The sequence below is a fragment of the Agromyces ramosus genome, assembly GCF_004216665.1.
GTDB lineage: Bacteria > Actinomycetota > Actinomycetes > Actinomycetales > Microbacteriaceae > Agromyces > Agromyces ramosus.
This window is the reverse complement of sequence record NZ_SGWY01000001.1, coordinates 1,265,556-1,288,598: the sequence shown is the minus strand read 5'-3', so window position 1 is coordinate 1,288,598 and position 23,043 is coordinate 1,265,556. Positions and strand designations below refer to the sequence as shown.

The following is a 23,043-nucleotide window of genomic DNA, read 5'->3' as shown; positions in this document are numbered from 1 at the left end:
GCCTCCACGCGACGCGCCGGCTGCGGCAGACTGTTCCCGTGCCACCCGACGAGCCCGACCGCATCATCCACGCGGACAACCTCGACGTGCTGCCCACCCTGCCCGACGGCCTGTTCACCCTCGTCTACCTCGACCCGCCGTTCAACACCGGGCGGGCCCAGGCCCGGCAGGCGACCAGTCACGTGCGGGTGTCGCCGGCGGATGACGCGGTCGCCGGGGCATCCGGAACCATCACCGGGTTCGCCGGCAAGCAGTACCGGCGCGTGCGCGGCGACCTGCTGCGCTACGACGACCGGTTCGAGGACTACTGGGGGTTCCTCGAGCCGCGGCTCGCCGAGGCGTGGCGGGTGCTCGCCGACGACGGCACGCTCTACCTCCACCTCGACTACCGCGAGGCGCACTACGCGAAGGTGCTGCTCGACGCCCTCTTCGGGCGGGAGTGCTTCCTCAACGAGATCGTGTGGGCGTACGACTACGGCGCAAAGGCGAAGCGGCGTTGGCCCACGAAGCACGACACGATCCTCGTGTACGTGAAGGACCCCGCCCGCTACTGGTTCGACTCGACCGCCGTCGATCGGGAGCCGTACATGGCGCCCGGCCTCGTGACGCCCGAGAAGGCCGAGCTGGGCAAGCTTCCCACCGACGTGTGGTGGCACACGATCGTCTCGCCGACCGGGCGCGAGAAGACGGGCTACCCGACGCAGAAGCCCGAGGGGATCCTGCGCCGCATCGTGCAGGCGTCGACGCGCGAGGGCGACTGGGTGCTCGACTTCTTCGCGGGCTCGGGCACGACCGGCGCGGTGGCCGCCACGCTCGGGCGGCGCTTCGTGCTCGTCGACGAGAACCCCGAGGCGATCGCGGTGATGCAAGCACGGTTCGCCGGCATCGCGGGCGTCGAGTTCCAGGAGGGCGTGCGGGCCGTCGGCTGAGCGGATGCCGCGCGCCGGCGCCGCGCCACGAGACCTACGCCGATGCGCGGCGAACCAAGTGCGTCGGCATGATGTTGCGCCGGGGCACCTCGGGATCGCCGGCGAGATGCCGGAGCAGCAGGTCGGCCATCTCGAAGCCCATCTGCTCGGAGGGCTGGTGCACGGTGGTCAGCGGGATCGCCGAGGAGGTCGCCGCGGGGCTGTCGTCGAAGCCGACCACGGCGACGTCGCCGGGCACCGACCGACCGCGCTCGCGCAGCACGGAGAGCACGCCGGTGGCCATGATGTCGCTCGCGACGAAGATGCCGTCGAGCTCGGGGACGCGATCGAGCAGGCGCCGGGCGGCGGCGACGGCGCCGGCCGCCGTGAAGTCGGCGGTCTCGACCGCGTCGGCGGGCAGGTCGGCCGCCCCCATGGCGCGACGGTAACCCTCGAGGCGGTCGACGCTCGCGGGCATGTCGAGCGGTCCGGTCACCGTGCCGATGCGATGCCGTCCCACGTCGATGAGGTGCTGCGTGCCGATCGCGCCGCCCTCGACGTTGTCGACGTCGACGAAGATGTGGTCGCCGGCCTGCGACGGGCGGCCGCCGTAGACGAGCGGGAGCAGCATGCCGGCCTCGTGCTGCAGGTCGTCCCCCTCGTGGTGCGAGATGACGAGGGCCCCGTCGACCACGCCGGAGCGCAGGTACCGCACGGTCTTGTGACCGGGGTCGGTCGACGCGACGAGCAGGTTCAGCAGGTAGTCGCTGTCGTCGAGCCGGCGGGTGATGCCCTGCACGATCGCCGCGAAGTAGGGGTCGCCGAAGAAGAACGCCGTGTCCTCGGGGACGATCAGCGCGATCGCGCCCGAGGTGCGGCTGGCCAGCGACCGGGCGGCCCGGTTCGGCACGTAGTTCAGCTTGGCGATCGCGGCGTTCACCGCGGTCACCACGTCGGGACTCACCTTGGGAGAGCCGTTCACGACGCGGCTGACCGTCGCGCGGGAGACATTCGCCTCACGCGCGACCTCCTCGAGCGTCGGCGCGGTGGGTCGCATCCGGATACCACCACCCCCCTGCATATCGATCAGTCTATTTCCGTGGCGGCCGGAACGGTGGTCTCGTGACGTTCAGCGACCGCGCAGCGCGCGATCGCGGATGATCGCCGCGTACGCCAGCCCGCTGTCCTTCACGGTGCGCTCCTGCGTCTCATAGTCGACGCGCACGAGGCCGAATCGCTTGTCGTAGCCCCAGGCCCACTCGAAGTTGTCCATCAGCGACCAGTAGAAGTACCCGTGCACGGGTACTCCCTCGTCGATGGCGTCGAGGATCGCGCCGAGGTGCGACGCGAGGAACTCCGTGCGCTCCACGTCGTGCACGGCGCCGTCCGCGGCGACGACGTCCTCGTAGGCCGCGCCGTTCTCGGTCACGTAGAGGCGAACCCCGGCGGATGCCGCGTAGTCCTCGTGCACGCGCACGAGGAGTTCGCGCAGGCCGTCGGGCTGCACCTCCCACTCCATCGCCGTGAGCGGCAGGCCCTGCGGGTGGTTGTGCACCCCGTCGGCGGCGGGGAACGGCGAGCGCGTCGGACGGTCGGTCGGGGCCTGCGCCAGCAGGGGGTGCTCCGCCGGCCGGTCGCTGACGTACTCGCCGTGGTAGTAGTTCACGCCGAGCGTGTCGATCGGCGCCGAGATGACCTCGAGGTCGCCGGGCAGCACGACATCGCGCAGGCCGAGGTGCCCGACATCCGCGAGCAGGTCGCCCGCGTAGTGCCCGCGGAAGATCGGGTCGAGGAAGAACCGGTTGAACTGCCCGTCGATGCGGCGGGCCGCGTCGACGTCGCCGGGGTGCGCAGGGTCGACCGGCTCGGCGACGGTGAGGTTCAGCGTGATGCCGAGCTCGAGCCCCGGATCGCGCTCTCGCAGCGCCTGCACGGCCAGGCCGTGGGCGAGCAGGAGGTGGTGGCCGGCGGCGAGCCCGGCCGCGACGTCCTGGCGGCCGGGCGCGTGCGCCCCGCCCGTGTAGCTGAGGAACGACGAGCACCACGGCTCGTTCAGCGTGGTCCAGACGTCGACGCGGTCGCCGAGCGCCTCGTGCATGTTGACGGCGTAGTCGCGGAACCGGAACGCGGTGTCGCGGTTCGCCCAGCCGCCGCGATCCTCGAGGGCCTGCGGCAGGTCCCAGTGGTAGAGGGTGAGCCAGGGCTTGATGCCCGCCTCGAGGAGCTCATCGACGAGTCGCGAGTAGAAGTCGATCCCCTTCGGGTTGACGGGTCCGCCGTCGGGCTGCACGCGCGACCAGGACGTGGAGAACCGGTAGGTCTGCAGCCCGAGCCGCTGCATCAGGGCGACGTCCTGCGGCATCCGGTGGTAGTGATCGCACGCGACGTCGCCGTTGTCGGCGTTGACGACCGCGCCCGGCACCCGGCAGAACGCGTCCCAGATCGAGGCCGTGCGGCCGTCCTCGAAGGCGGCTCCCTCGATCTGGAACGCCGCGGTGGCGGCGCCGAACAGGAAGTCGGACGGGAACGCGCGCGTGGCGGGCGCGTCGGCGTTGGCGAGCGTGTCGGCGTTGGCGAGGGTGTCGGTCATGGTGGTCGGGTTGCCTCCGAGTTCGATGGTCATCCCTTCACGGCTCCCGCCATGATGCCGCTCACGAGCTGCTTGCCCGCGAACACGAAGAGGATGAGGAGCGGGATGGTCGACAGCAGCACGCCCGCGAGGACGATGGAGTAGTCGACGAAGTAGTTGGACTGCAGCAGCGACAGGGCCACGGGGAGCGTGGGGTCGCTGCGGTCGAGCACGATGAACGGCCAGAAGAAGTTGTTCCACGCCGACACGAAGGTGAAGAGGCCCAGCATGGCGGCGGCGGGCCTCGCGGCGGGCAGGCCGACCGTCAGGAACGTGCGGAACGAGCTGGCGCCGTCGACCCGGGCGGCCTCGATCAGCTCGTCAGGCACCGCCTGCTGGAGGTACTGCGTCATCCAGAACACGCCGAACGCGCTCGTGAGCGCCGGGATGATGATGGCGCCGATGCTGCCGGTCCAGCCCAGGTCGGAGAACAGGATGTACAGCGGCACCACGCCGAGCTGCGTGGGCACGGCCATGGTCGCGACCACGAAGACGAGCAGCCATCGCGACCCGCGGAAGCGCAGCTTGGCGAACGCCCAGCCGGCGAGCGTCGAGAAGAACACCACCGAGAGCGCGATGAGCCCCGAGCTGTAGATGGAGTTCCACAGCGCCGGCCAGAAGTTCACCGCGGGGTCGTTGACCACGGATGCCGCGTTCTCGAGGAAGTTGCCCCCGGGAAGCCATGACATGTCCGGGTCGCGGATCGTGGAGGCGTCGCCCGAACCGATCAGGAACGACCAGTAGAACGGGAAGATCGCCGCGCCCAGCACGACCGCGAGGCTCGTGTAGACGAACCAGCCCGGACGGGAGCCCTGTACGCGCCGGCGGCGCTGCTGCTCGCGCTTCGGCGCGTTGGGGATGCCCTCGTCGACGACGGCGAGCGGCGCGGGGTTCAAGACGCTCATCGCTGGGCCTCCGGGGTGTCGGTCGCGGATTCGGGTGCCGGTTCGGGCTCGGGTGCGTCGGCCAGGGTGCCCGAGGACGCCGCACGGCGCAGGTCTCGACGGGCGGCGCGGGCCGCGGCGCGGTGCTCGCGCCGGCCGAGGGAGCCGCGCGAGCCCTCGTCGCGCACCACGCGTCGGGTGACGAGCAGGTTGACGATGCCGATGGCGAGGATGATCAGGAACAGGATCCACGCGAGCGCCGCCGCCCGGCCGAAGTTCCACTGCCCCCAGCCGATGTCGTAGAGGTACAGCGTGATCGTGAGCCACTGCGAGTCGGCGCCGCCCGTGCCGTACTGGTCGTACATGCGCGGTTCGTCGAAGATCTGCAGGCCGCCGATGGTGGACGTGATGATCACGAAGATGAGCGTCGGGCGCAGGCTCGGCACGGTGATCGCCGTGAACTGGCGGAACTTCGACGCCCCGTCGATGGCTGCGGCCTCGTAGTAGTCGCGCGGGATGGCCTGCATCGCGGCGAGGAGGATCAGGGTGTTGTACCCGGTCCACCGGAAGTTCACCATGGTCGCGATCGCGATGTGGCTGGCGAAGGCGTCGGAGTGCCACATGATCGGCGGGATGCCCAGGTCGGCGAGCGTCGTGTTCACGAGCCCGTACTTGTCGCCGAACATGTTGCTGAAGATGAGGGCGACGGCCACCGGCGCCATCACGTAGGGGAGGAGCACGCCCATGCGCCAGAAGGTCCTGGCGCGGATGTTCTGGTCGAGCATCGCGGCGATGAAGATCGCGAGGATGAGCTGGGGGATGCTCGACAGCAGGAAGATGCTGAAGGTGTTCCGCAGGGCGATCCAGAACTTCGGCTGGGTCAGCACGTACACGTACTGGTCGAATCCGATGAAGGTGCCGGAGTTGCGCACCAGGTCCCAGTCCATGAACGAGATGACCGCCGTGTAGGCGATCGGGAAAAGCCCGACGACGAGGAAGAGGATGAAGAACGGCGAGATGTAGAGGTACGGCGAGAGCTTGAGGTCCCACCGGCTGAGGCGGTGCCCGAAGGCGATCCGCTTCGGGGCCCGCCGCGGTGGCGGACCGGTTGGCGCATCCGGACGTTCGGCGGATGACGGGGGCGCGGTGGCGGTCGTGGTCACGGTCGTTCCTCTGGCTTCCGGGTTGGGTGCAGACGTGATCCCGCGGTGGCCGGGTGGGCCGGCCACCGCGGGGGAGTCACGTGACTAGCCGATGGCCTCGACCTCGGAGACCCACTGGTCCCACGACGCCTGCTTGTCCTGCGTGCCGTCCTCGACGCGCGTCAGTGCCTTCTGCATCGCGTCGTTGACCTGGAAGTAGAACTCGCCCTTGAACGGAGCCACCGAGACGGCCTTGGCGCGATCCGTGAAGATCTGGCCGACCGGCGCGTCGTTGAAGTACTCGTTCACGAAGCCGGTGAGGGCCTCGTCGGTGTAGGCGTCGTTCTGGCTCGGGAAGGTTCCCGCGTTCACGAAGGCCTTGATCTGCTGCTCGGGGGCGGTCAGCCAGTCGGCGAGCTTCTGCGCCTCCTCGACGTGGGCGCCGTTGGCGGGCACCGTGAGGTACGAGCCGCCCCAGTTGCCGCCGCCGTTCGGGAACACGTTCGCGACATCCCAGCCGGTGACGCCCTCGGCGTTGCCCGAGATGACGCCGAGCATCCAGCCCGGGCAGAGCATGGTCGCGTAGGCGCCGTTCGAGAGGCCCGCGAACCAGTCGTCGCTCCACTGCCCGAGGTGCGCGGACTGCGCCGCGCTGGCGTCGAGCACCTGGTTGTAGAGGTCCTCGACCTCGGCGTTGTCGGTGGCGATGATCTCGCCGCTGTCGGGGTCCTCGTACGCGGCCTCGACCTGGTTGATCATGCCCTGGTAGGTGCCGCCGGCCGAGTCGAACCACGCCTTGCCGGTCGTCGCGGTGTACTGCGCGCCGACCTCGAAGTAGGTCGCCCAGTCGCCCTCGAGCAGCGCGGCGACCGACTCGCGGTCGGTCGGCAGGCCGGCGGCGGCGAACAGGTCGGAGCGGTAGCAGACGCCCTCGGGGCCGATGTCCGTGCCGTAGCCGATGAGGCGGCCGTCGGCGTCGGTGGCGGCGTCGACCTTCCAGTCGAGCCAGCGGTCGGCGGTGCCGGAGGGCACCTCGGCGAGCAGGTCGGAGTACTGCATGACCTCGGGCAGCCAGTCGACCTCGATGGCCTCGACGTCGGCGAGGCCCTTCTTGCCGAGCTTCTGGAAGTAGTTCGCGCGAGCGTCGTTCGACGTCGCCGCCTTGTTCTGCACGACGGTGACGTTCGGGTTCTCGTCCATGTACTCCTGGAGGAGCTCGTCGGTGTAGCCGAAGTCGTTGAACGTCGCGACGGTCAGTTCGACCGTGCCGTCCTCGGAGCCCGAGTCGGACGCCGGCGAACAGCCTGCGGCGATGATGGCGATGGATGCGGCGCCTGCGACGGCGGCGATCGCCCTGGTGCGTCGTGAAAGCTTCACGGTCACTCCTTTGTGTGCGTGGTGGGTTGCGGAATGGTCACGTGAGGACTCGCCCCAACACGGGGTGAGAGCGCTCTCACGATGCAAGGCATGATGCTATGAGAGCGCGATCATGAATGTCAAGAGAGCGCTCTCACAAATTCGTTTCGTTACCGAGCCGTGACCGTGGCGGATGCGGCATCGAGGGCTCGGCGTGGCCCTCCGACGGGTTCGCGGCCCCCTCGGGCGTAGACTCGAACGGTGTCCGCAAGCGATCGCCGTGACCCGCCCGACCGGGCGCGCCAGCGCCGTCGGCTCGTGGTCGCCGGCTCGCTGAGCCTCGCGCTGATCGCCGTGGCCGCCCTCGTCGTGGGCTACGTGACGGGGCTTCCCGCATCGGGTCCGTCGTCGTCCACGGCGGCCGAGGAGCAGACGCCGACCCCCAGGCCCGCCCCGAACGCGCTCCCCGCGCCGGCCAGCGTCGACACGTTCGACCGAGCCGCCCGGTCCATCGACGACCCGACGAGCATCTGGGTCGTCGTGAACAAGCTGCGACCCATGAACCCGCAGGACTTCGAGCCGCTCGACCTCGTCGAGGTGCCGGTGGAGTACACGAATGAGCCGCTGCTGCGGCAGGAGGCATCCGATGCCGTGGTCGCGATGTTCGACACCGCGCTCGGAGAGGCCGGCCTCGAGCTCGCGTCGAACAGCGCCTACCGGTCGTACTCGGCCCAGGAGAACGTCTACGACGGCGACGACCTCACCACCGCTCGACCCGGGTTCAGCGAGCACCAGACCGGCCTCACGATCGACATCGGCCCGCTGTCGGGGGAGTGCTCGCTCGACGAGTGCTTCGGCGAGACCCCCGAGGGCATCTGGCTCCGCGACAACGCCTGGCGGTTCGGGTTCATCCTGCGGTACCCCGCCGACAAGACCGACATCACCGGATACACCTTCGAGCCCTGGCACTTCCGCTACGTCGGCCCCGACCTCGCCAACGAGATGCGCGAGACCGGGGTGACCACGCTCGAGGAGTTCTTCGGGCTCCCGCCGGCGCCCGATTACGGCTGAGTCGATGGCCGATCGGGCGCGACGGGTGCCGCGGCGTGGCTTCTCGCTCGCCGTGCTGATCGTCAACCAGCTGCTCGCCGGCGTCGGCGTGGCCACCGGCATGGCCCTCGCCGCGATCCTCACGGCCGACCTCACGGGCGTCCTCGCGATGGGTGGGCTGGCGCAGTCGTCCAGCGTGCTCGGTGCGGCCATCGTCGCCGTGCCGCTCGCGCGCCTGGCGGTGCGATCGGGTCGCAACGTGGCACTCGCGACGGGGTACGCCCTGGCCTGCGTCGGCGCCGTCCTCGTGATCGTCGCGGCCGCGAGCGGCGCGGCGCTGCTGGTGTTCCTCGGCCTCGGGGCGTTCGGAGCGGGTGCCGCGGCGGGGCTGCAGGCGCGATTCGCGGCGACCGAGGTGGCGGCGCCCGGATTCGAGGCCCGCGCGATGTCGCTCGTGCTCTGGGCCACGACCATCGGCTCGGTCGCGGGCCCGCTGCTCTCGCAGACGGGAGACGCGCTTGGCCAGTCGCTCGGACTGCCGCCGCTCGTCGGGCCGTTCGTGTTCTCGGCGGTCGCCTTCGCCCTCTCCACGCTCATCGTCGGCACGCTGCTGCGCATCCCGAAGGCGGGGCACCTCGCGGTCGATCGCGGGCCGGCGGAGGAGGCCGCGGCGGAACCCGAGCCCGTCGCCCTCGCCGACCCCGCCGCGGCATCCGACCCGCCTGCCGGGCCCTCGGCGCCTGCCGGGCCCGCGGCCCCCGTGGCGACCGCGACGACGAAGCGCGTCGGGTCCTGGCAGGCCCTGCGCACCGCGGTGCGCGAACCCCGAGCGCTCGTCGCGATCCTCGCGATCGTGTGCTCGCAGACCGTGATGATCTGCGTGATGGTGATGACCCCCGTGCACATGACCGAGCACGGCCTCTCGCTCTCGCTGGTCGGGGTGGTGATCAGCATCCACATCCTCGGCATGTACGGGGCGAGCCCGCTCATGGGCTGGCTCTCCGACCGCATCGGCTCGACGCGGGTGATCGGGATCGGCGCCGCGATCCTCGTCACGGCGACCGTCATCGGCATCCTCGCGCCCGCCGACGACGTGCTCCTGCTGCCGCTGGCGCTCGGCCTGCTCGGCCTCGGCTGGTCGGCCAGCATCATCGGCGGTTCGACGCTGCTCACGACCTCGGTCGACGAGCGACTGCGCGTGCCGCTGCAGGGTGCGACGGATGCCGCGATGAACCTCGCCGCGGCCGGTGCCGCCGCGATCTCGGGGGTGGTACTCGGCGTCGGCGGCTTCGCAGGCGTCAACGTCGTCGCGATCTTCGTGCTGGTGCCGCTCGCCGTCGCGGCGCTGCGCCTGCGGCTCGTGGGGCGCCAGGCCCCGGCGTAGCGCCCAGCATCCGTCCAGCCGCCGCTCAGGCCGGGGAGCGTAGGGTCGCATGGTCGTGCGGTGGCGTCTGCTGCCGTGCCCGTCTCGCCGCCGTCGCCGTCAGCGACGCAGCCAATTCCGAGCGATGCTCGTGATCGCGCTCTCATGGCTTTCCCAGTCATCGGGAAGAATCCTCACAAATACGCGTGGTGTGCTGTCGTGTCCCCCTTAATGCCGACACCGGAATCTTCGCCGTGCCCCACACCCCCCACACTCCTGAGCTCCCCCTGCGCTTCCGCTCGACCTTCCGTGCCGCCACGGCGGGCCTCGACGACCCGTCGTCGATCGACGCCGTCGACGGGCCGGCCGCGCCCGAGCCGGATGACGCGGTCGAGACCAACGTCGACGGGCCGGCCGCGCCCGAGCCGGATGACGCGGTCGAGACCGCCGTCGCCGTCGAGCAGGATGACGCGGCCTCCCTCCTCGAGCCCGCGGCGGTCGAGCCCGAACCGACCGCCGCGGCGCACGAGGAACCGCGGGAGGAACCCGCGCTCGAGCCGCAGGAGCCGGCGAAGCGACCGGGTCCGCGCCACCGCGCCGAGCGGCTGCGCAATCGCCGCCCCTCGGGCGCGTCGTTCCGCCGCACCATCGCGCTCGGCTGCGCCTCGGCGATCATGGGCGTGAGCGCATTCGGCGCCGTCGCGGCATCCGCCGACGACGACGCGTCGAGCGCCACCGCCGTGTCGGCGAACGCGGCCGACCGCGCGACCCCGACCGACACGATCGCGACGCCCGACGGCGAGGCGGGTGCCGACGACGGCCCCACCGTGATGAGCGACCTCTCGGTGGCAGCCGCCCCGTTCACCGGCGGCACGCAGGTGACGGTCACGGGCGAGGAGCTCGACCAGGTCGGTGCCGTGCTCGTCGGCGGAGCCCCGGCGACGATCGTCGCGGCAGACGAGCGCACGATCACCTTCGCGGTGCCCGCCGTCGACGACGCCGCGCTGGGGACGACCGCGCCCGTCGAGTTCACGGATGCCGCGGGCCGGCCCGTCGACGTCGAGACGCCGACCGCCGTGGTCGCCGCCGGCACGTCCGTGGTGCAGCCGCTCGAGGGGGAGCTGACCGGCGCACCCGAGGCGGAGGTCCCGACGGCACCGCGCACGCTCAGCCTCACGTACACGAGCGATCCCGGGATCGACGCCCAGGTCGGCTACGTGCTCGCCTACTGGAGCAGTTACAACTCCGCGGAGTACCCCGTCATCGAGGGTTACGACTGCGCGAACTTCGCGAGCCAGTCGCTGATCGCGCGCGGCTGGGCCATGGACGGCGGGTGGTACCTCGACCGCGCCACCGGCGCGATGTCGCCGACCTGGGCCAGCTCGACCGCGCTCCGCGACTACCTGCTGACCCGCACCGACCGCGCCACCTACCTCGACGACGGACAGCGCTCGCTCGTGAAGGCGGGCGACATCGCCCAGTTCGACTGGGACGGCTCGGGCGACCGCGACCACACGGCGGTCGTCACCCGGGTCGAGCACACCGAAACGGGCACCAAGGTGTGGGTCGGCGGCCACACCAAGGACGCCGACTACTGGGACGTCGACACGGCGCTCGCGACCGGTGGCGGCTCCGTGAGCTACTTCTCGATCCGCTAGACCTCCGCGCCACCCAGCGCGACGGCGGCCGCAGCGGCCCGGCGTGCGGTCCCGGAAGCCCGAAACCAGCTCAGGCGGTGTCGCCGCCGAGGGCGCCCGCGACGCGGTCGAACCACGCGGATGCCGCGCGCTCGGCCTCGCCTCGCAGCCGCGCGGCCGCCTCCCGGGCCGCTTGCCGGTCGTCCCACGCACGGGCCAGCCGGGTGCCGCCATCGCCCGGCGACGCCGCATCGGCGAGGTCGAGGACGCCCCGCTGGTCCCACCAGCCGGTGGCGCCCCTGAGCTTCACGGCCGTGTAGTCGTCGGCGGCGAGCGCGGCGATCGGCACGCCCGCCGGGCCGGCGAACACGGCCGGGTGGTAGCGACTCGTCACGAGCATCGCGGCGCGGCGGGCGAGCATCGCCGCGGTTCGAGGCGTCCCCACCCGGAGCAGCTCGGCGTCGGTCGTCATGCGATCACGGACCTCGTCGTGCAGCACCTCGTCGCCGCGGAGGCGACCGGGATCGAGCGATCCGAAGTGCGGATGGAACACGACGCGGAGTCCGCTCCGGGCGGCGAGCCCATCGAGCGCGGCGGCGAGTCCCGCGACCGTCGGCGCTCGGCGCAGGCCGCCGAGGTGCACCGACAGGCTGACGAGGATCATGCCGTGCGGCCGTCGCGATCCACCGGGGTGCTCGACGTCGCCGGCGCCGAGGAAGCTCGCATCGTCGCGGTTGGCGACGACCCGTTCGGAGGTCACGCCGAGCCGCCGCGCCACGTCGGCCGACGCGTGCTCGCGGACCCCGACGAGCCGCGCCGAGCGCAGCAGCGTGGCGACCAGTTCCCGGTCCGCCGGATCGAGTCGAGGCCCGAGCGTCTGCCCGGTCACGACCAGCGGCCGGCCGGTCCGCTCGGCGATCGCGCCGAGTGCCGCGCGCTCGAAGACGTGGGTCGGCCAGTTCGAGGCCAGGTTGCCGCCACCCGCGACGGCCACCGCATCCGCACCCGAGACCGCGTCGATCACCGGCCACACGGGGTCGTCGACGGGGAGCGCGCGCTCTCCGGCGGAGCAGCGCAGCACCCGGTCGAATCGGGCCCGCATGTCGGCGCGTGGGCCCGAGAACCCGATCCGACCGACCGCCTCGATCCCGTGGCGCTCGGCGGTCTCGGCCGGGGCGTTCGAGATGCCGACGATCGAGCCGACCCCGCGCCCGAGGAGGGCGTCCACGAGGGCGTCGAACATCGCCTCGTCGCCGACGTGCAGCATCCCGTCGACGACGCCGACGTCTCCGATCACGACGACGCGCATCTGCCTGCCTTTCCGAGGCCTGTCAACCGGTGGACGGAACCCGTGAACTGACCAAGTATCGTGCACAGCACCTGCACCGCCCCGGCGGCGCGATCGTGCCGCCAGCGAGGGAGGGCACCGTGGGAGTCCAGACCGCACTCGACGCCGTCATGGTCGCGCCGTCGATCGTCGACGCCATGCGCCTCGCCGACGACCTGGCCTTCGAGGCCGGTCGTGATCCGGGTGTCCGAACCATCCGGGTGCTCGCACAGGCGCTCCACGGCGACGACGAGCTCGCCGCGATCGCGGCGACCCATGCCCTCGCCCAGGTGTTCGACGGCGAGGCCGGCCGGACGCTCGTCGGCCTGCTGTCCGACGAGCGCGCATTCCTCCGCGAGCACGCCGCCTGGGCGCTCGGGTCCGGCCTTCCCCGTGCGGACGCGATGGGCGCGCTCCTGGGCATGGTGGTCGACGGCGGGTTCACCGGCATGCTGGCGCAGCGCACCCTCGAGCGGTGGTCGGCGGCGACCGCGGAGCAGATGGTCGTCGGCGTGGAGGGCGCCCTCCTGGGCGTCGCCGGACCCGAGGCTCGCGCACGGCTCGCCGAGACGCTCGGGCTCGTGCGGCACTCGCTCGCGACCGCCCCGCTGCTGCGGCTCGCGACGGATGCCGGCGAGGCCGACGTCGTGCGCATCGCGGCGATGGCGGCGATCGGCCAGCGCCCACCCGACGAGCGCGTGGTCGACCTGCTCGAGGCGGCGGCGATCGGTGACGACCTCCTCGGCGACGTCGCCCGACTCGCGCTCGTCGACCTGGCCGCCCCGCGCCCTCGCGAGTCCACTCGAACGCAAGAGCTGACCATCGCCCAGCTCTTCCTGCACGCCGACATCGATCCGCTGCTGAGCTCGGCGGGGTCGGGCGACAACGGCGGCATCGCGACGCTCCTCGTGCGACTCGGCGACGCACTCGTGCGCGACGGCTCGACCGGCGTGCGACGCGTCATCACCCTCTCGCGCGGGTCGGTGCTCGAAGCCACCGCCGACCTCCGCGCGATTCGCGCCGCCGAGCACGGCCACGTGTACGGCCGCATCCCGCTGCTCCGCGATCCCGTGCCGTCCGCCGCCGCGTGGCCGTTGCGGGTCGTGACGCGCCGCGGCATCCGACGCATCCTCCGTGCCGCCGGCCGCGTCGACCTGCTGCACCTGCGGATGGCCGACGTCGGCAGCCTGGCGGCGGCGGATGTCGCGCGCGAGCTCGGGATCCCGGTCGTCTTCACCGTCGCCCCCGACCCGCACGCGGTGATCGAGTCACTGGACCGGTCGGGCTCGCTCACGCGCGGGGCCTTCGGCCGGAGGGACGTCGCCGAGCACTTCTGGTTCCGGTCGCGTCTCGTCCAGAGCCTGGCGGCGAACGCCGCCCATACCGTGCTGTTCCCGAGGCCGCGACTGGAGGAGGACATGCGCCGCCTCGTCGGCATCGACCTCACCGCGCACGCCGAGCGGCACACGATCGTGCCGGAGGGCGTCGACCTGGCCACGATCGATCGCGCGATCTCCGACGCGTCGGCGCACGCGCGTGGCGGCGAACCGGGGGCCGCGCTGCGCGAGCTGCGCGAACTGGTCGGGTCGCTTCCGGTCGAGCGCCGTGGCATGCCCCTCATCGTGAGCGTCGGACGCCTGCACCGCGTGAAGGGCATGGCCACCCTCGTGGAGGCCTGGGCCCGCGATCCGCTCGCGGGGCGCGCCAATCTCCTCGTCATCGGAGGCGACGTCGACCGGCCCTCTCTCGACGAGCGCGAGCAGCTCGATCGCATCGAGGCGATCGTGCCCGTGGCCGAGCGGGCGGGTGCCGGGTTGCTGCTTCCCGGTCATCGGGCCAACGACGTCGCAGCCCGATGGATCGCCGCCGCCCGATTCGGGCTGCCCGGCCTCAGTGCTCCGGGCGGCGTCTACGCCTGCGCGAGCATCAAGGAGGAGTTCGGGATCGCGCTGCTCGAGGCCATGGCCACCGGGCTCTTCGTCGTCGCACCCGACGGCGGCGGGCCGGCCACCTACATCGAGCACGGCGTGACCGGGCTGCTCACCGCGACCTGGGACGCGGCTCGACTCCACGAGGCCCTCGACGCGGCCGTCTCGGCCGTCGCGGCGGAGCCCGGCGATGCCCGAGCCGATCGGTCGCGGGCGATGGTGCGGGACCGCTTCACGATCCAGCGGATGTCGGTGGCCCTCGGCGAGGTGTACCGCGGCGTCGCGCGCGACGAGGCCGCCATGCTCGATCGGGTCGACGCCATCCGATGACGCTCCTCGTCATCAGCCCCGACTACGCGTCGCACCTGCTGCCGCTCGCCACCCTCGCGACCGCATGGCGCGACCGGGGCGAGCACGTGGTCGTCGCTTGCGGGCCCGCGACGGCGGACCTCGTCGCGCGATTCGGCTTCGAGCGCCGCGACCTCCGGCTCGGTCGAGGCTCGAATCCGGGCGTGATCACGGCCGACCGGCAACCGGCGGACGAGGGCGACTCACTCCGCGGATTCTTCGCGGCGACCCGGCGCGGCGCGGTTCCGACGCTGGCCTACCAGGCGGCGGAGCGGCTCACCGACCTCATGTGGCGACCGGTCGAAGCCGCGCGCGAGACGCAGCGCATCGTCGACGCCGTGTCGCCCGACGCGATCATCGTCGACCACCTCGCCTTCAGCGCACGCCTCGGCCTCACCACCGCCGGGATCCCGCACGGCGACATCGTCCTGGGGCACCCGACGGCGCTCCCGGTCGGTTCCGAGGTCTACGGCTACCCGCCGACGTGGCCGGCCGCATTCCGTCCGGGCGCCGACGAGCTCGAGGAGCTCCTCGGGCTCTGCCGGCGGGTGTCGGCGCGCTTCACCGCGGAATGGAACCGCGCCGCGCAGGAGCTCCGACCCGATGCCTCGCCGTCCTCCGACGCGTTCGCGGAGCACGGCCCGCTCGTGCTCTACAACTACCCGGAGGAGCTCGCCGACCCCGGGCGTCGTGCCCTCCTGCCACCGCACCGCTTCCTGGGGTCGACGCGTCGCGTCGAGCCGGAGGACCCCGAGGTGGAGGCCTGGCTGGCCACGGCTGACCCCTTCGTCTACGTGAGCTTCGGCAGCTTCCTCTCCGTGCGCGGCGACGTGCTCCGACGGGTGGCCGACGCGCTCCGCACCCTTCACGTCAGGGCGGCGATCGCGACCGGCTCGACGGAAGCCGCCGAGCTCGGCGAAGTGCCCCGCAGCTGGCTGGTGCGCGACTACCTGCCACAGGTGCGGCTGCTCGGCGCGGCCGGTGCCGGCGTGACGCACGGCGGCAACAACTCCGTGACCGAGGCGATCGGGTCGGGAGTCCCGCTCGTCGTGCTGCCGTTCTCGACCGACCAGTTCGCGGGCGCCGCCGCCGTCGAGCGCAGCGGCTTCGGCGTGGCACTCGACCCGAACGCGGCATCCGTCGACGAGCTCGCGGGCGCGATCGCACAGGTGCTCGGGCTCGATCCCGATGCGAGGGCGCGGCTCGACGCCGCGGCGGCGGGTCAGGCCGCGGCGCCCGGACCGGAGCTGGCCCTCGCGGCGCTCGCAGCCTGACGCTCGCCGACGAGCTCGGCCATCGCCGCGACGTCGCCGGCGGCATCCCGGTAGCGCTGCATGAGCCGCGCGTTCCGCTCGTACTGTTCGCCCGCCCGCGTCTCCACGGCATGGTCCAGCGCGTACACCCGGCCCTCGTGTCGCTGCGGCGGTGCGCCGAGCAGCGTCTCATGGGCGAGATACCACGCCACGTCCTCGAAGCCCCAGCCGCGGAACCGCTCGTCCTGCCCGCCGTGCGCCTCCCAGGTGCGGCGGGTGGTGACGTACACGCCGGAGCAGGCGCGGTGCACGAGCTCGAAGGTGCAGTCCCGTGGAGCGGCGCCCGCCGCGAACTGCGCCGAGCCCTCGGGGCCGAGCCAGTGGTAGGCCGTGTACGGAAGCTGCACGCGTCCGCTGTCGGCGGCCGCGACGACGGCCGCACGGAGCGGTTCGGGCTCCGGGAACGTGTCGGCGTCGTTGATCACCACGACGTCGTCGGGGTCGTCGAGGATCGACACGGCGAGGTTGCGGATCCGGGCGAGCGCGAACTGCTCGTCGTCGGTGTCGAGGGTCCGGATCGCGAACTCGGGCAGGGTCAGCTCGTACCACGCGACGACCCGTTCGAACGCCTCCAGCCGGGACGGCGTCGCGCGCCACGGGATCACGACGAGGTTGCTCACCCCGACATGCTAGGCGGAACCGACCGATGGGCGAAGGGGGTCGACACGTCAGCCGCGCGCCAGCGGATTCGCCGTGGGGCGAACCGCGGTGTCGACGACCACGACCGAACGGGCCGGGAGCACGAGCGCCTGCGCCGCTTCGGGCACGTCGTCGCCGGCGAGCTCGCCGGAGTGCAGGAGGACCCGGCCGCCGAGCGTCGTGGCGGTTCCGGCCGGCCCCAGGTTCGCCGCGATCACCACGCCGCCGCGATGCACGACGACGGTGCGCGCCTCCTCGTCCACGTCGACCCGCGTGGCGAGCATCGACGGGTCGGTGAGCTCGGGTCGCTCGCGGCGCAGCGCGATGAGGTCCCGGTACCAGCGCAGCATCAGCGTCTGACGCGTGTCGACGTCGGCCTCGGGGTACGGCTCCGCCCAATCGAGCTTCGAGCGCCGGAACGTCTCGGGATCCTGCGGATCGGGCACGACGGCGGGGTCCCACCCCATGCGCGCGAACTCCGCGATGCGCCCCTCGGCCGTCGCGCGCCCGAGCTCGGGCTCGGGGTGCGACGTGAAGAACTGCCACGGCGTGGAGGCCGCCCATTCCTCGCCCATGAACAGCATCGGCGTGAACGGCGAGAGCAGGGTGAGCGCCGCCGCGATCGCGAGGCCGCCGTCGTCGACGGATGCCGCGAGCCGGTCGCCCGAGGCCCGGTTGCCGACCTGGTCGTGGTCCTGGTCGAACACGACGAGCCGCCAGGCGGGCGTGCGCTCCACGTCGATCGGGCGCCCGTGCAGCCGGCCGCGGAACGTCGACGTGGCGCGCGCGTGGAAGAACCCGCGCTCGAGCACGTCCTTCAGGGCGGCGAGCGGGGCGAAGTCCTCGTAGTAGCCCACGGTCTCACCCGAGACGGCCACGTGCACCGCGTGGTGGAAGTCGTCGCTCCACTGCGCCGCGATGCCGTACCCGTGCGCCTCGCGGGGTCGGATCATCCGCGGATCGTTGAGGTCGCTCTCGGCGATCAGCGTGAGCGGGCGGCCCAGGTGCGCCGACAGCGCGTCGACGCGCTCGGCGAGCTCCTCGAGCACGTGCACGGCGCGGTGGTCGACGAGCGCGTGCACGGCGTCGAGCCGCAGCCCGTCGACGTGATAGTCGTCGAGCCACATCAGCGCGTTCCGGATGACGTGCTCGCGCACCGCGTCGGAGTCCGGCCCGTCGAGGTTGAGCGACGCGCCCCAGGTGTTCGCGCGACCCTCGTGCAGGTACGGGCCGAACTCGGGCAGGTAGTTGCCGCTCGGACCGAGGTGGTTGTAGACCACGTCCTGGATCACCGCCAGCCCGCGCTGGTGGCAGGCGTCGACGAAGCGCTGGTAGGCGGCGGGGCCGCCGTAGGACTCCTGCACCGCGTACCAGAGCACGCCGTCGTAACCCCAGTTCCACTCGCCGTTGAACGCGTTGACGGGCAGCACCTCGACGAAGTCGACGCCGAGGTCGACGAGGTGGTCGAGCCGGCCGATGGCGGCGTCCAGCGTGCCCTCGGGCGTGAACGTGCCGATGTGCAGCTCGTAGACGACGCCGCCCGCCAGCTGGCGGCCCGTCCAGCCGCGATCACGCCACTCGTGCGCGCGCGGATCGAACACGCGGGAGAGCCCGTGCACGCCGTCGGGCTGCTGCCGCGACCGCGGGTCGGGTCGCGGCGTCTCGGCCTCGTCGATGAGGTAGCCGTATTCGCTGCCCGCTCCCGACGCGCTCCACCAGCCGCCGGGCTCGGCGGACATCGGATGCAGCATGCCGTCGAGCTGCAGCGTCATCCGGGTCGCCCGGGGCGCCCACACGCGGAACTCGGTCATGCCGGGCCTCCTTCGTCGACGAGCAGCGCCACCGGATAGGTGCCGAGCACCTCGGCGAGCCGCAGGGCACCGCCCGAGTGGTGCCGGCCGGTGATGACGTCGACGACCGGCGTGCTGCCGACGTCGACCACGGTGTCCTCCCAGCCGCCCCGCGCGGCGAGGCCGACCGGCAGCCGCGTGGCGAGGGTGATCGCGCCGCCCCGGTCGAACGCGACGAGGTGATCGGCGGCCGGTCCGGATGCCGCGAGCGGCGTGTACTCCGTGAACAGCTCGGGCCGATCGCGGCGCAGCCGCAGCGCCCGGCTCGTGACGAGCAGCTTGGCCGCCCCGCCACCACCGAGCCGGGGAACGGCCCCGGCGTCGAGCATGGCCAGGATGCGGCGGCGCAGGTCGAAGTCGACCGGCCGGCGGTTGTCGGGGTCCACGAGCGACTGCTCCCACAGCTCGCTGCCCTGGTACACGTCGGGCACGCCGGGTGCGGTGAGCTGGATCAGCTTCGCCGCCAGCGAGTTCGACCATCCGGGCGTCTCGAGCAGGGCCACGGCCCGGCCGACGAGCCCGGCCACGCGCTCGTCCTCGAACACCGCGTCGACCAGCGCGTGCATGCGCGCCTCGAACTCCGCGTCGGGCGCGCTCCACGTCGTCGAGTCCCCGGCCTCGCGGGCGGCCTTCTCGGCATAGGCGTGCAGTCGTTCCGGGCTCGCCGGCCACGAGCCGACGATCGCCTGCCAGAGCAGGTGCTCGAGCGGGCCGTCGCCGAGGGGCGTCAGCGCACGCAGCTCGTCGAGAACGGCCGCCCACTCCGCCGGCACCTCGGCGATCACGTGGAGGCGGGCGCGCACGTCCTCACCGCGCTTGGTGTCGTGCGTCGACAGCGTCGTCATCGACCGCGTCATCCGCTCCTCCCGGCTGAGGGCCCGGGCGTGGAACTCCGCCACGTCGATCGCGAACTCGGCCGGGTCGCCACCCACCTCGGTCAGGCTGGTGAGCCGCGTGTACCGGTAGAACGCGGTGTCCTCCACGCCCTTCGCCATGACCATCCCGCTGGTCTGCTGGAACCGCTGCGCCGCCGGGTGGCCCGCATCGGACAGGATCGGCAGCAGCCGCTGGACCACGGCCGCCAGCTCGGGGCGGTGCCGCACCGTGAGCTCGGCCGCCTCGCGCAGGTGGCCGGCGCCGAACGGCAGGTACGAGCGGTACACGGGGAACCACGCGAGCAGCTCGGCGACCGCGTCGGCGATGGCCCCGGGCTCGTCGTCGCCGGATGCCGCGTCGACGAGCGTGCGGTCGAGCCGCAGCACCTCCGACCGGAGGATGCCGTCGGCGATCGCGCGCTTCGTGCCGTGGATCATCGCCGCCCAGTCGACGGGCTCGCCGCCGCGCAGCCGGGTGTCGAGGTCGGTCAGCGGCGCCTCGCCGGCCGGGTCGACGAGCACCCGGTCGACGTCGGCGAGGGCGTCGTACCCGGTGGTCCCCTCGGTCGCCCAGCCCGGCGGCATCCGCTCGTCGCCCTCGAGGATCTTCTCGGCGAGCACGTAGGCGCCGCGCGTCTGCTCGGCGAGCCGCTCGAGGTAGCCGCCCGGGTCGAGGAGCCCGTCGGGGTGGTCGACGCGCAGGCCGTCGGCGAGCCCCTCACGCAGCCAGCGCAGCACCTCGACATGGCTCTCGTCGAACACCCACGGCACCTCGACGCGGATCGCGGCGAGGGTGTTCACCGCGAAGAAGCGGCGGTAGTTCAGGTCGAAGTCGGCACGCCGCCAGTCGACGAGCTCGTAGTGCTGGCGGCCGTGCACGGCGACGGGGTCGTCGCCCGGTTGCGCGGTGCCGGATGCCACGGGGAAGCGGTGATCCCAGTAGTGCAGCTCGAGGCCGCCGTCGGCCTCGACCAGGCGCAGTGCGCCGAGGTCGTCGGCGCTGCCGAGCACGGGAAGGCGGAGCCTGCCCCCGCCGAAGTCCCAGTCGATGTCGAAGGCCTCGGCGTGGCTCGAGCCGCGTCCGTGCGCGAGCACATCCCACCACCACCGCATCGCGGCGGGCGTGGCGACGCCGACGTGGTTCGGCACGAGGTCGGCGAGCACTCCCATGCCACGTGCCCGTGCCGCCGCCGCTGCGCGCTTGAGCCCTTCGGCGCCGCCGCGCGCCGGGTCGACCCTGGAGTGGTCGACCACGTCGTACCCGTGGTCGGAGCCGGCCTCGGCCTCGAGCAGCGGCGAGAGGTAGACCCAGTCGGCGCCGAGGTCGTGGAGGTAGTCCATGACGTCCGCGACGGCGTCGAGGTCGAACGACGGGCGCACCTGGATGCGATACGTCGAGACGGGTGCCTTCACTGGTGTTCCCCCCACTGTCGCGCCGCTAGTCGGCGGGTTTCGCCTTGGCCGCCTGCGGCCGTCCGGAGACGACCGGACCCATGGTTGCCCGCGGCGGCTGATCCGACTGCGACGTGCGCACCGCGAGCGACGCCGCGACGGAGTGGTCGGGCTCGACCTCGGGCTCGGTGTGGGCGCGGAGCACGAGCATCGAGCGCGCCTCGAGCTCGAACGCCTCACCGGCGCTCTTCGGTGGTGAGTCGGCCGTCCGGCCGGCCGTGTCGATCACGACGTCCCACTGCTGGTGGGTGCGCGGCGGAATCGTGAACCGCGCCGCCTCGGGCTCCGCGTTGTAGAAGAGCAGGAAGTCCACGTCGGTGATCGGTTCCCCGCGCGCGTCCCGCTGCCGGATGCCGTTGCCGTTCAGGTACACCCCGACGGCGCGCCCGAGGGGTGCGTCCCAGTCCCTCGGCCGCATCTGGGTGCCGTTGGGCCGCAGCCACACGATGTCGGGCATCGGGCCCTCCGGGCCCTCCTCGCTCTCGACGGGCCGGCCGTCGAAGAACCGGCTGCGCCGGAACGTCGGGTGGTCCTTGCGCAGTTGCGCGACGGCCGCGGTGAACTCGATGAGCGGCTTGTCGGCCCGGTCCCAGTGCATCCAGCTGAGTTCGTTGTCCTGCGCGTAGGTGTTGTTGTTGCCGAGCTGCGTGCGGCCGAGCTCGTCGCCGTGCGCCAGCATCGGCACGCCCTGCGACAGCAGCAGGGTCGCGAGGATGTTGCGCTGCTGGCGCGCCCGCAGCTGGAGCACCTCGGGGTCGTCGGTCTCCCCCTCGACGCCCGAGTTCCACGACCGGTTGTGGGATTCCCCGTCGTTGCCGCGCTCGCCGTTGGCGTCGTTGTGCTTCTCGTTGTACGAAACGAGGTCGCGGAGCGTGAACCCGTCGTGCGCGGTCACGAAGTTGATCGAGGCCACCGGCCGCCGGCCGCTGTTCTCGTAGAGGTCGGCCGATCCGGTGATGCGCGACGCGAACTCGCCGAGGCTGGCGGGTTCGCCGCGCCAGAAGTCGCGCACCACGTCGCGGTACTTGCCGTTCCACTCCGACCACTGGGGCGGGAAGTTGCCCACCTGGTAGCCGCCGGGGCCGACGTCCCACGGCTCGGCGATGAGCTTCACCTGCGAGACGACCGGGTCCTGCTGCACGAGCTCGAAGAAGCTCGACAGGCGGTCGACGTCGTAGAACTCGCGGGCGAGGGTGGCCGCGAGGTCGAACCGGAATCCGTCGACGCGCATCTCGAGCACCCAGTACCGCAGGCTGTCCATGATCAGCTGCAGCGCGTGCGGGTTCCTGACGTTCAGCGAGTTCCCGGTTCCCGTGTAGTCCGTGTAGTACCTCCGGTCGTCCTCCTCCAGTCGGTAGTACGCGGCGTTGTCGATCCCGCGGAAGCCGATCGTCGGGCCGAGGTGGTTGCCCTCCGCCGTGTGGTTGTAGACGACGTCGAGGATCACCTCGATGCCCGCCTCGTGCAGGGCGCGCACCATGCCCTTGAACTCCTGCGCCTGCTGGCCGAGCTCGCCGGTCGACGAGTACTCGTTGTGCGGCGCGAAGAACCCGATGGTGTTGTAGCCCCAGTAGTTTCGAAGGCCCTTCTCCTCGAGCGTCGAGTCCTGCACGAACTGGTGCACCGGCATGAGCTCGATGGCGGTCACGCCGAGCTTCAGCAGGTGCTCGATGATGGCGGGATGCGCGACGCCGGCGTAGGTGCCGCGCTGCTCCTCCGGGACATCCGGATGCAGCGCCGTGAGGCCCTTCACGTGCGCCTCGTAGATCATCGACTCCGAGTACGGGGTGTTGGGGTGCCGGTCGCCCGCCCAGTCGAAGAACGGGTTGATGACCACGGAGTGCATCACGTGCGCGTCGGAGTCGTCGTCGTTGCGCGAGTCGGGATCGCCGAAGTCGTAACCGAAGAGCGACTGGTCCCAGTCGAACCACCCGGCCATCGCCTTGGCGTACGGGTCGAGCAGCACCTTGTTCGGATTGTGGCGCTGGCCGTTCTCGGGATCGTACGGTCCGTGCACCCGGTAGCCGTAGCGCTGCCCGGGCTGCACCTGCGGCAGGTAGGCGTGCCAGACGAACGCGTCGACGTCCTGCAGCTCGACACGGGTCTCCGTGCCGTCCTCGGCGAACAGGCAAAGCTCGACGCGCTCGGCGGACTCGCTGAAGATGGCGAAGTTCGTGCCGCTGCCGTCGAAGGTCGCACCGAGCGGATAGGCGGTGCCGGGCCAGGCTTCCATCGGGCTCCTCGTGGTCGTACGGGCTCGGGGTCGGCGCTGATCGAGGTGCGGGCGGATGCCGCGTAGGCCCGATCATCGCATCACGCCGGTGATCGGGCGAATCGCCGGC

At 72.0% G+C, this 23,043-nt stretch carries 16 protein-coding genes; 6 read left to right on the top strand and 10 right to left on the bottom strand.

Annotated features, from left to right (window positions below):
- Nucleotides 1–38: 38 nt before the first annotated feature.
- Nucleotides 39–929, top strand: a complete 891-nt coding sequence (locus EV187_RS06050; protein WP_242609454.1) for a DNA-methyltransferase — start codon at nt 39–41, stop codon at nt 927–929.
- A 34-nt stretch (nt 930–963) separates the two neighbouring features.
- Here the strand turns inward: EV187_RS06050 and EV187_RS06045 are convergent, their stop codons facing one another.
- The 5 genes from EV187_RS06045 to EV187_RS06025 form a co-directional block, all read right to left on the bottom strand.
- A complete protein-coding gene (locus EV187_RS06045; protein WP_242609453.1) occupies nt 964–1,989 on the bottom strand; it encodes a LacI family DNA-binding transcriptional regulator in 1,026 nt (341 codons plus the stop codon).
- A gap of 48 nt (nt 1,990–2,037) precedes the next feature.
- Nucleotides 2,038–3,498 (bottom strand): GH1 family beta-glucosidase, encoded by a 1,461-nt coding sequence (locus EV187_RS06040; RefSeq protein ID WP_130352281.1) that lies wholly within the window; start codon nt 3,496–3,498, stop codon nt 2,038–2,040.
- Nucleotides 3,499–3,527: 29 nt separating this feature from the next.
- On the bottom strand, nt 3,528–4,442 hold the full coding sequence (locus tag EV187_RS06035; protein WP_130352037.1) for a carbohydrate ABC transporter permease: 915 nt from the start codon (nt 4,440–4,442) through the stop codon (nt 3,528–3,530).
- A complete protein-coding gene (locus tag EV187_RS06030; protein ID WP_130352036.1) occupies nt 4,439–5,584 on the bottom strand; it encodes a carbohydrate ABC transporter permease in 1,146 nt (381 codons plus the stop codon). Before EV187_RS06030 ends, EV187_RS06035 begins: the two co-directional genes overlap by 4 nt.
- A gap of 84 nt (nt 5,585–5,668) precedes the next feature.
- Nucleotides 5,669–6,940, bottom strand: coding sequence for an ABC transporter substrate-binding protein (locus tag EV187_RS06025; protein ID WP_207221744.1), 1,272 nt, complete (start codon nt 6,938–6,940; stop codon nt 5,669–5,671).
- Nucleotides 6,941–7,180: 240 nt separating this feature from the next.
- On the opposite strand from EV187_RS06025, the gene EV187_RS06020 reads away from it, so the two are divergent.
- From EV187_RS06020 to EV187_RS06010, 3 genes are all read left to right on the top strand, one after another.
- The gene (locus tag EV187_RS06020) at nt 7,181–7,990 is read left to right on the top strand and encodes a M15 family metallopeptidase (protein ID WP_130352035.1); all 810 of its coding nucleotides are present in this window, start codon (nt 7,181–7,183) and stop codon (nt 7,988–7,990) included.
- A gap of 4 nt (nt 7,991–7,994) precedes the next feature.
- Nucleotides 7,995–9,353: an MFS transporter gene (locus EV187_RS06015; protein WP_130352034.1), complete on the top strand. Its 1,359-nt coding sequence runs from the start codon at nt 7,995–7,997 to the stop codon at nt 9,351–9,353.
- Nucleotides 9,354–9,586: 233 nt separating this feature from the next.
- The gene (locus EV187_RS06010) at nt 9,587–10,990 is read left to right on the top strand and encodes an amidase domain-containing protein (protein ID WP_130352033.1); all 1,404 of its coding nucleotides are present in this window, start codon (nt 9,587–9,589) and stop codon (nt 10,988–10,990) included.
- A 70-nt stretch (nt 10,991–11,060) separates the two neighbouring features.
- On the opposite strand, the gene EV187_RS06005 is transcribed toward EV187_RS06010, so the two are convergent.
- Nucleotides 11,061–12,278, bottom strand: a complete 1,218-nt coding sequence (locus EV187_RS06005; RefSeq protein ID WP_130352032.1) for a polysaccharide pyruvyl transferase family protein — start codon at nt 12,276–12,278, stop codon at nt 11,061–11,063.
- 119 nt (nt 12,279–12,397) lie between these two features.
- Between EV187_RS06005 and EV187_RS06000 the strand changes: the two genes are divergently transcribed.
- Both EV187_RS06000 and EV187_RS05995 read left to right on the top strand, forming a co-directional pair.
- Nucleotides 12,398–14,554, top strand: coding sequence for a glycosyltransferase (locus tag EV187_RS06000; protein ID WP_130352031.1), 2,157 nt, complete (start codon nt 12,398–12,400; stop codon nt 14,552–14,554).
- Nucleotides 14,551–15,846, top strand: coding sequence for a glycosyltransferase (locus EV187_RS05995; RefSeq protein WP_130352030.1), 1,296 nt, complete (start codon nt 14,551–14,553; stop codon nt 15,844–15,846). The genes EV187_RS06000 and EV187_RS05995 overlap by 4 nt, the downstream gene beginning before the upstream one ends.
- Here EV187_RS05995 and EV187_RS05990 read toward each other — a convergent pair.
- The 4 genes from EV187_RS05990 to glgX are packed head-to-tail and all read right to left on the bottom strand — an operon-like array spanning nt 15,795 to nt 22,934.
- Complete coding sequence (locus EV187_RS05990; RefSeq protein WP_130352029.1) at nt 15,795–16,505, bottom strand: hypothetical protein; 711 nt, start codon at nt 16,503–16,505, stop codon at nt 15,795–15,797. The genes EV187_RS05995 and EV187_RS05990 overlap by 52 nt on opposite strands.
- 48 nt (nt 16,506–16,553) lie before the next feature.
- Nucleotides 16,554–18,335: a malto-oligosyltrehalose trehalohydrolase gene (treZ, locus tag EV187_RS05985; protein WP_130352028.1), complete on the bottom strand. Its 1,782-nt coding sequence runs from the start codon at nt 18,333–18,335 to the stop codon at nt 16,554–16,556.
- The gene (treY, locus tag EV187_RS05980; protein ID WP_130352027.1) at nt 18,332–20,662 is read right to left on the bottom strand and encodes a malto-oligosyltrehalose synthase; all 2,331 of its coding nucleotides are present in this window, start codon (nt 20,660–20,662) and stop codon (nt 18,332–18,334) included. Before treY ends, treZ begins: the two co-directional genes overlap by 4 nt.
- A gap of 25 nt (nt 20,663–20,687) precedes the next feature.
- Nucleotides 20,688–22,934, bottom strand: coding sequence for a glycogen debranching protein GlgX (gene glgX / locus EV187_RS05975; protein WP_130352026.1), 2,247 nt, complete (start codon nt 22,932–22,934; stop codon nt 20,688–20,690).
- Between the last annotated feature and the right edge of the window lie 109 nt (nt 22,935–23,043).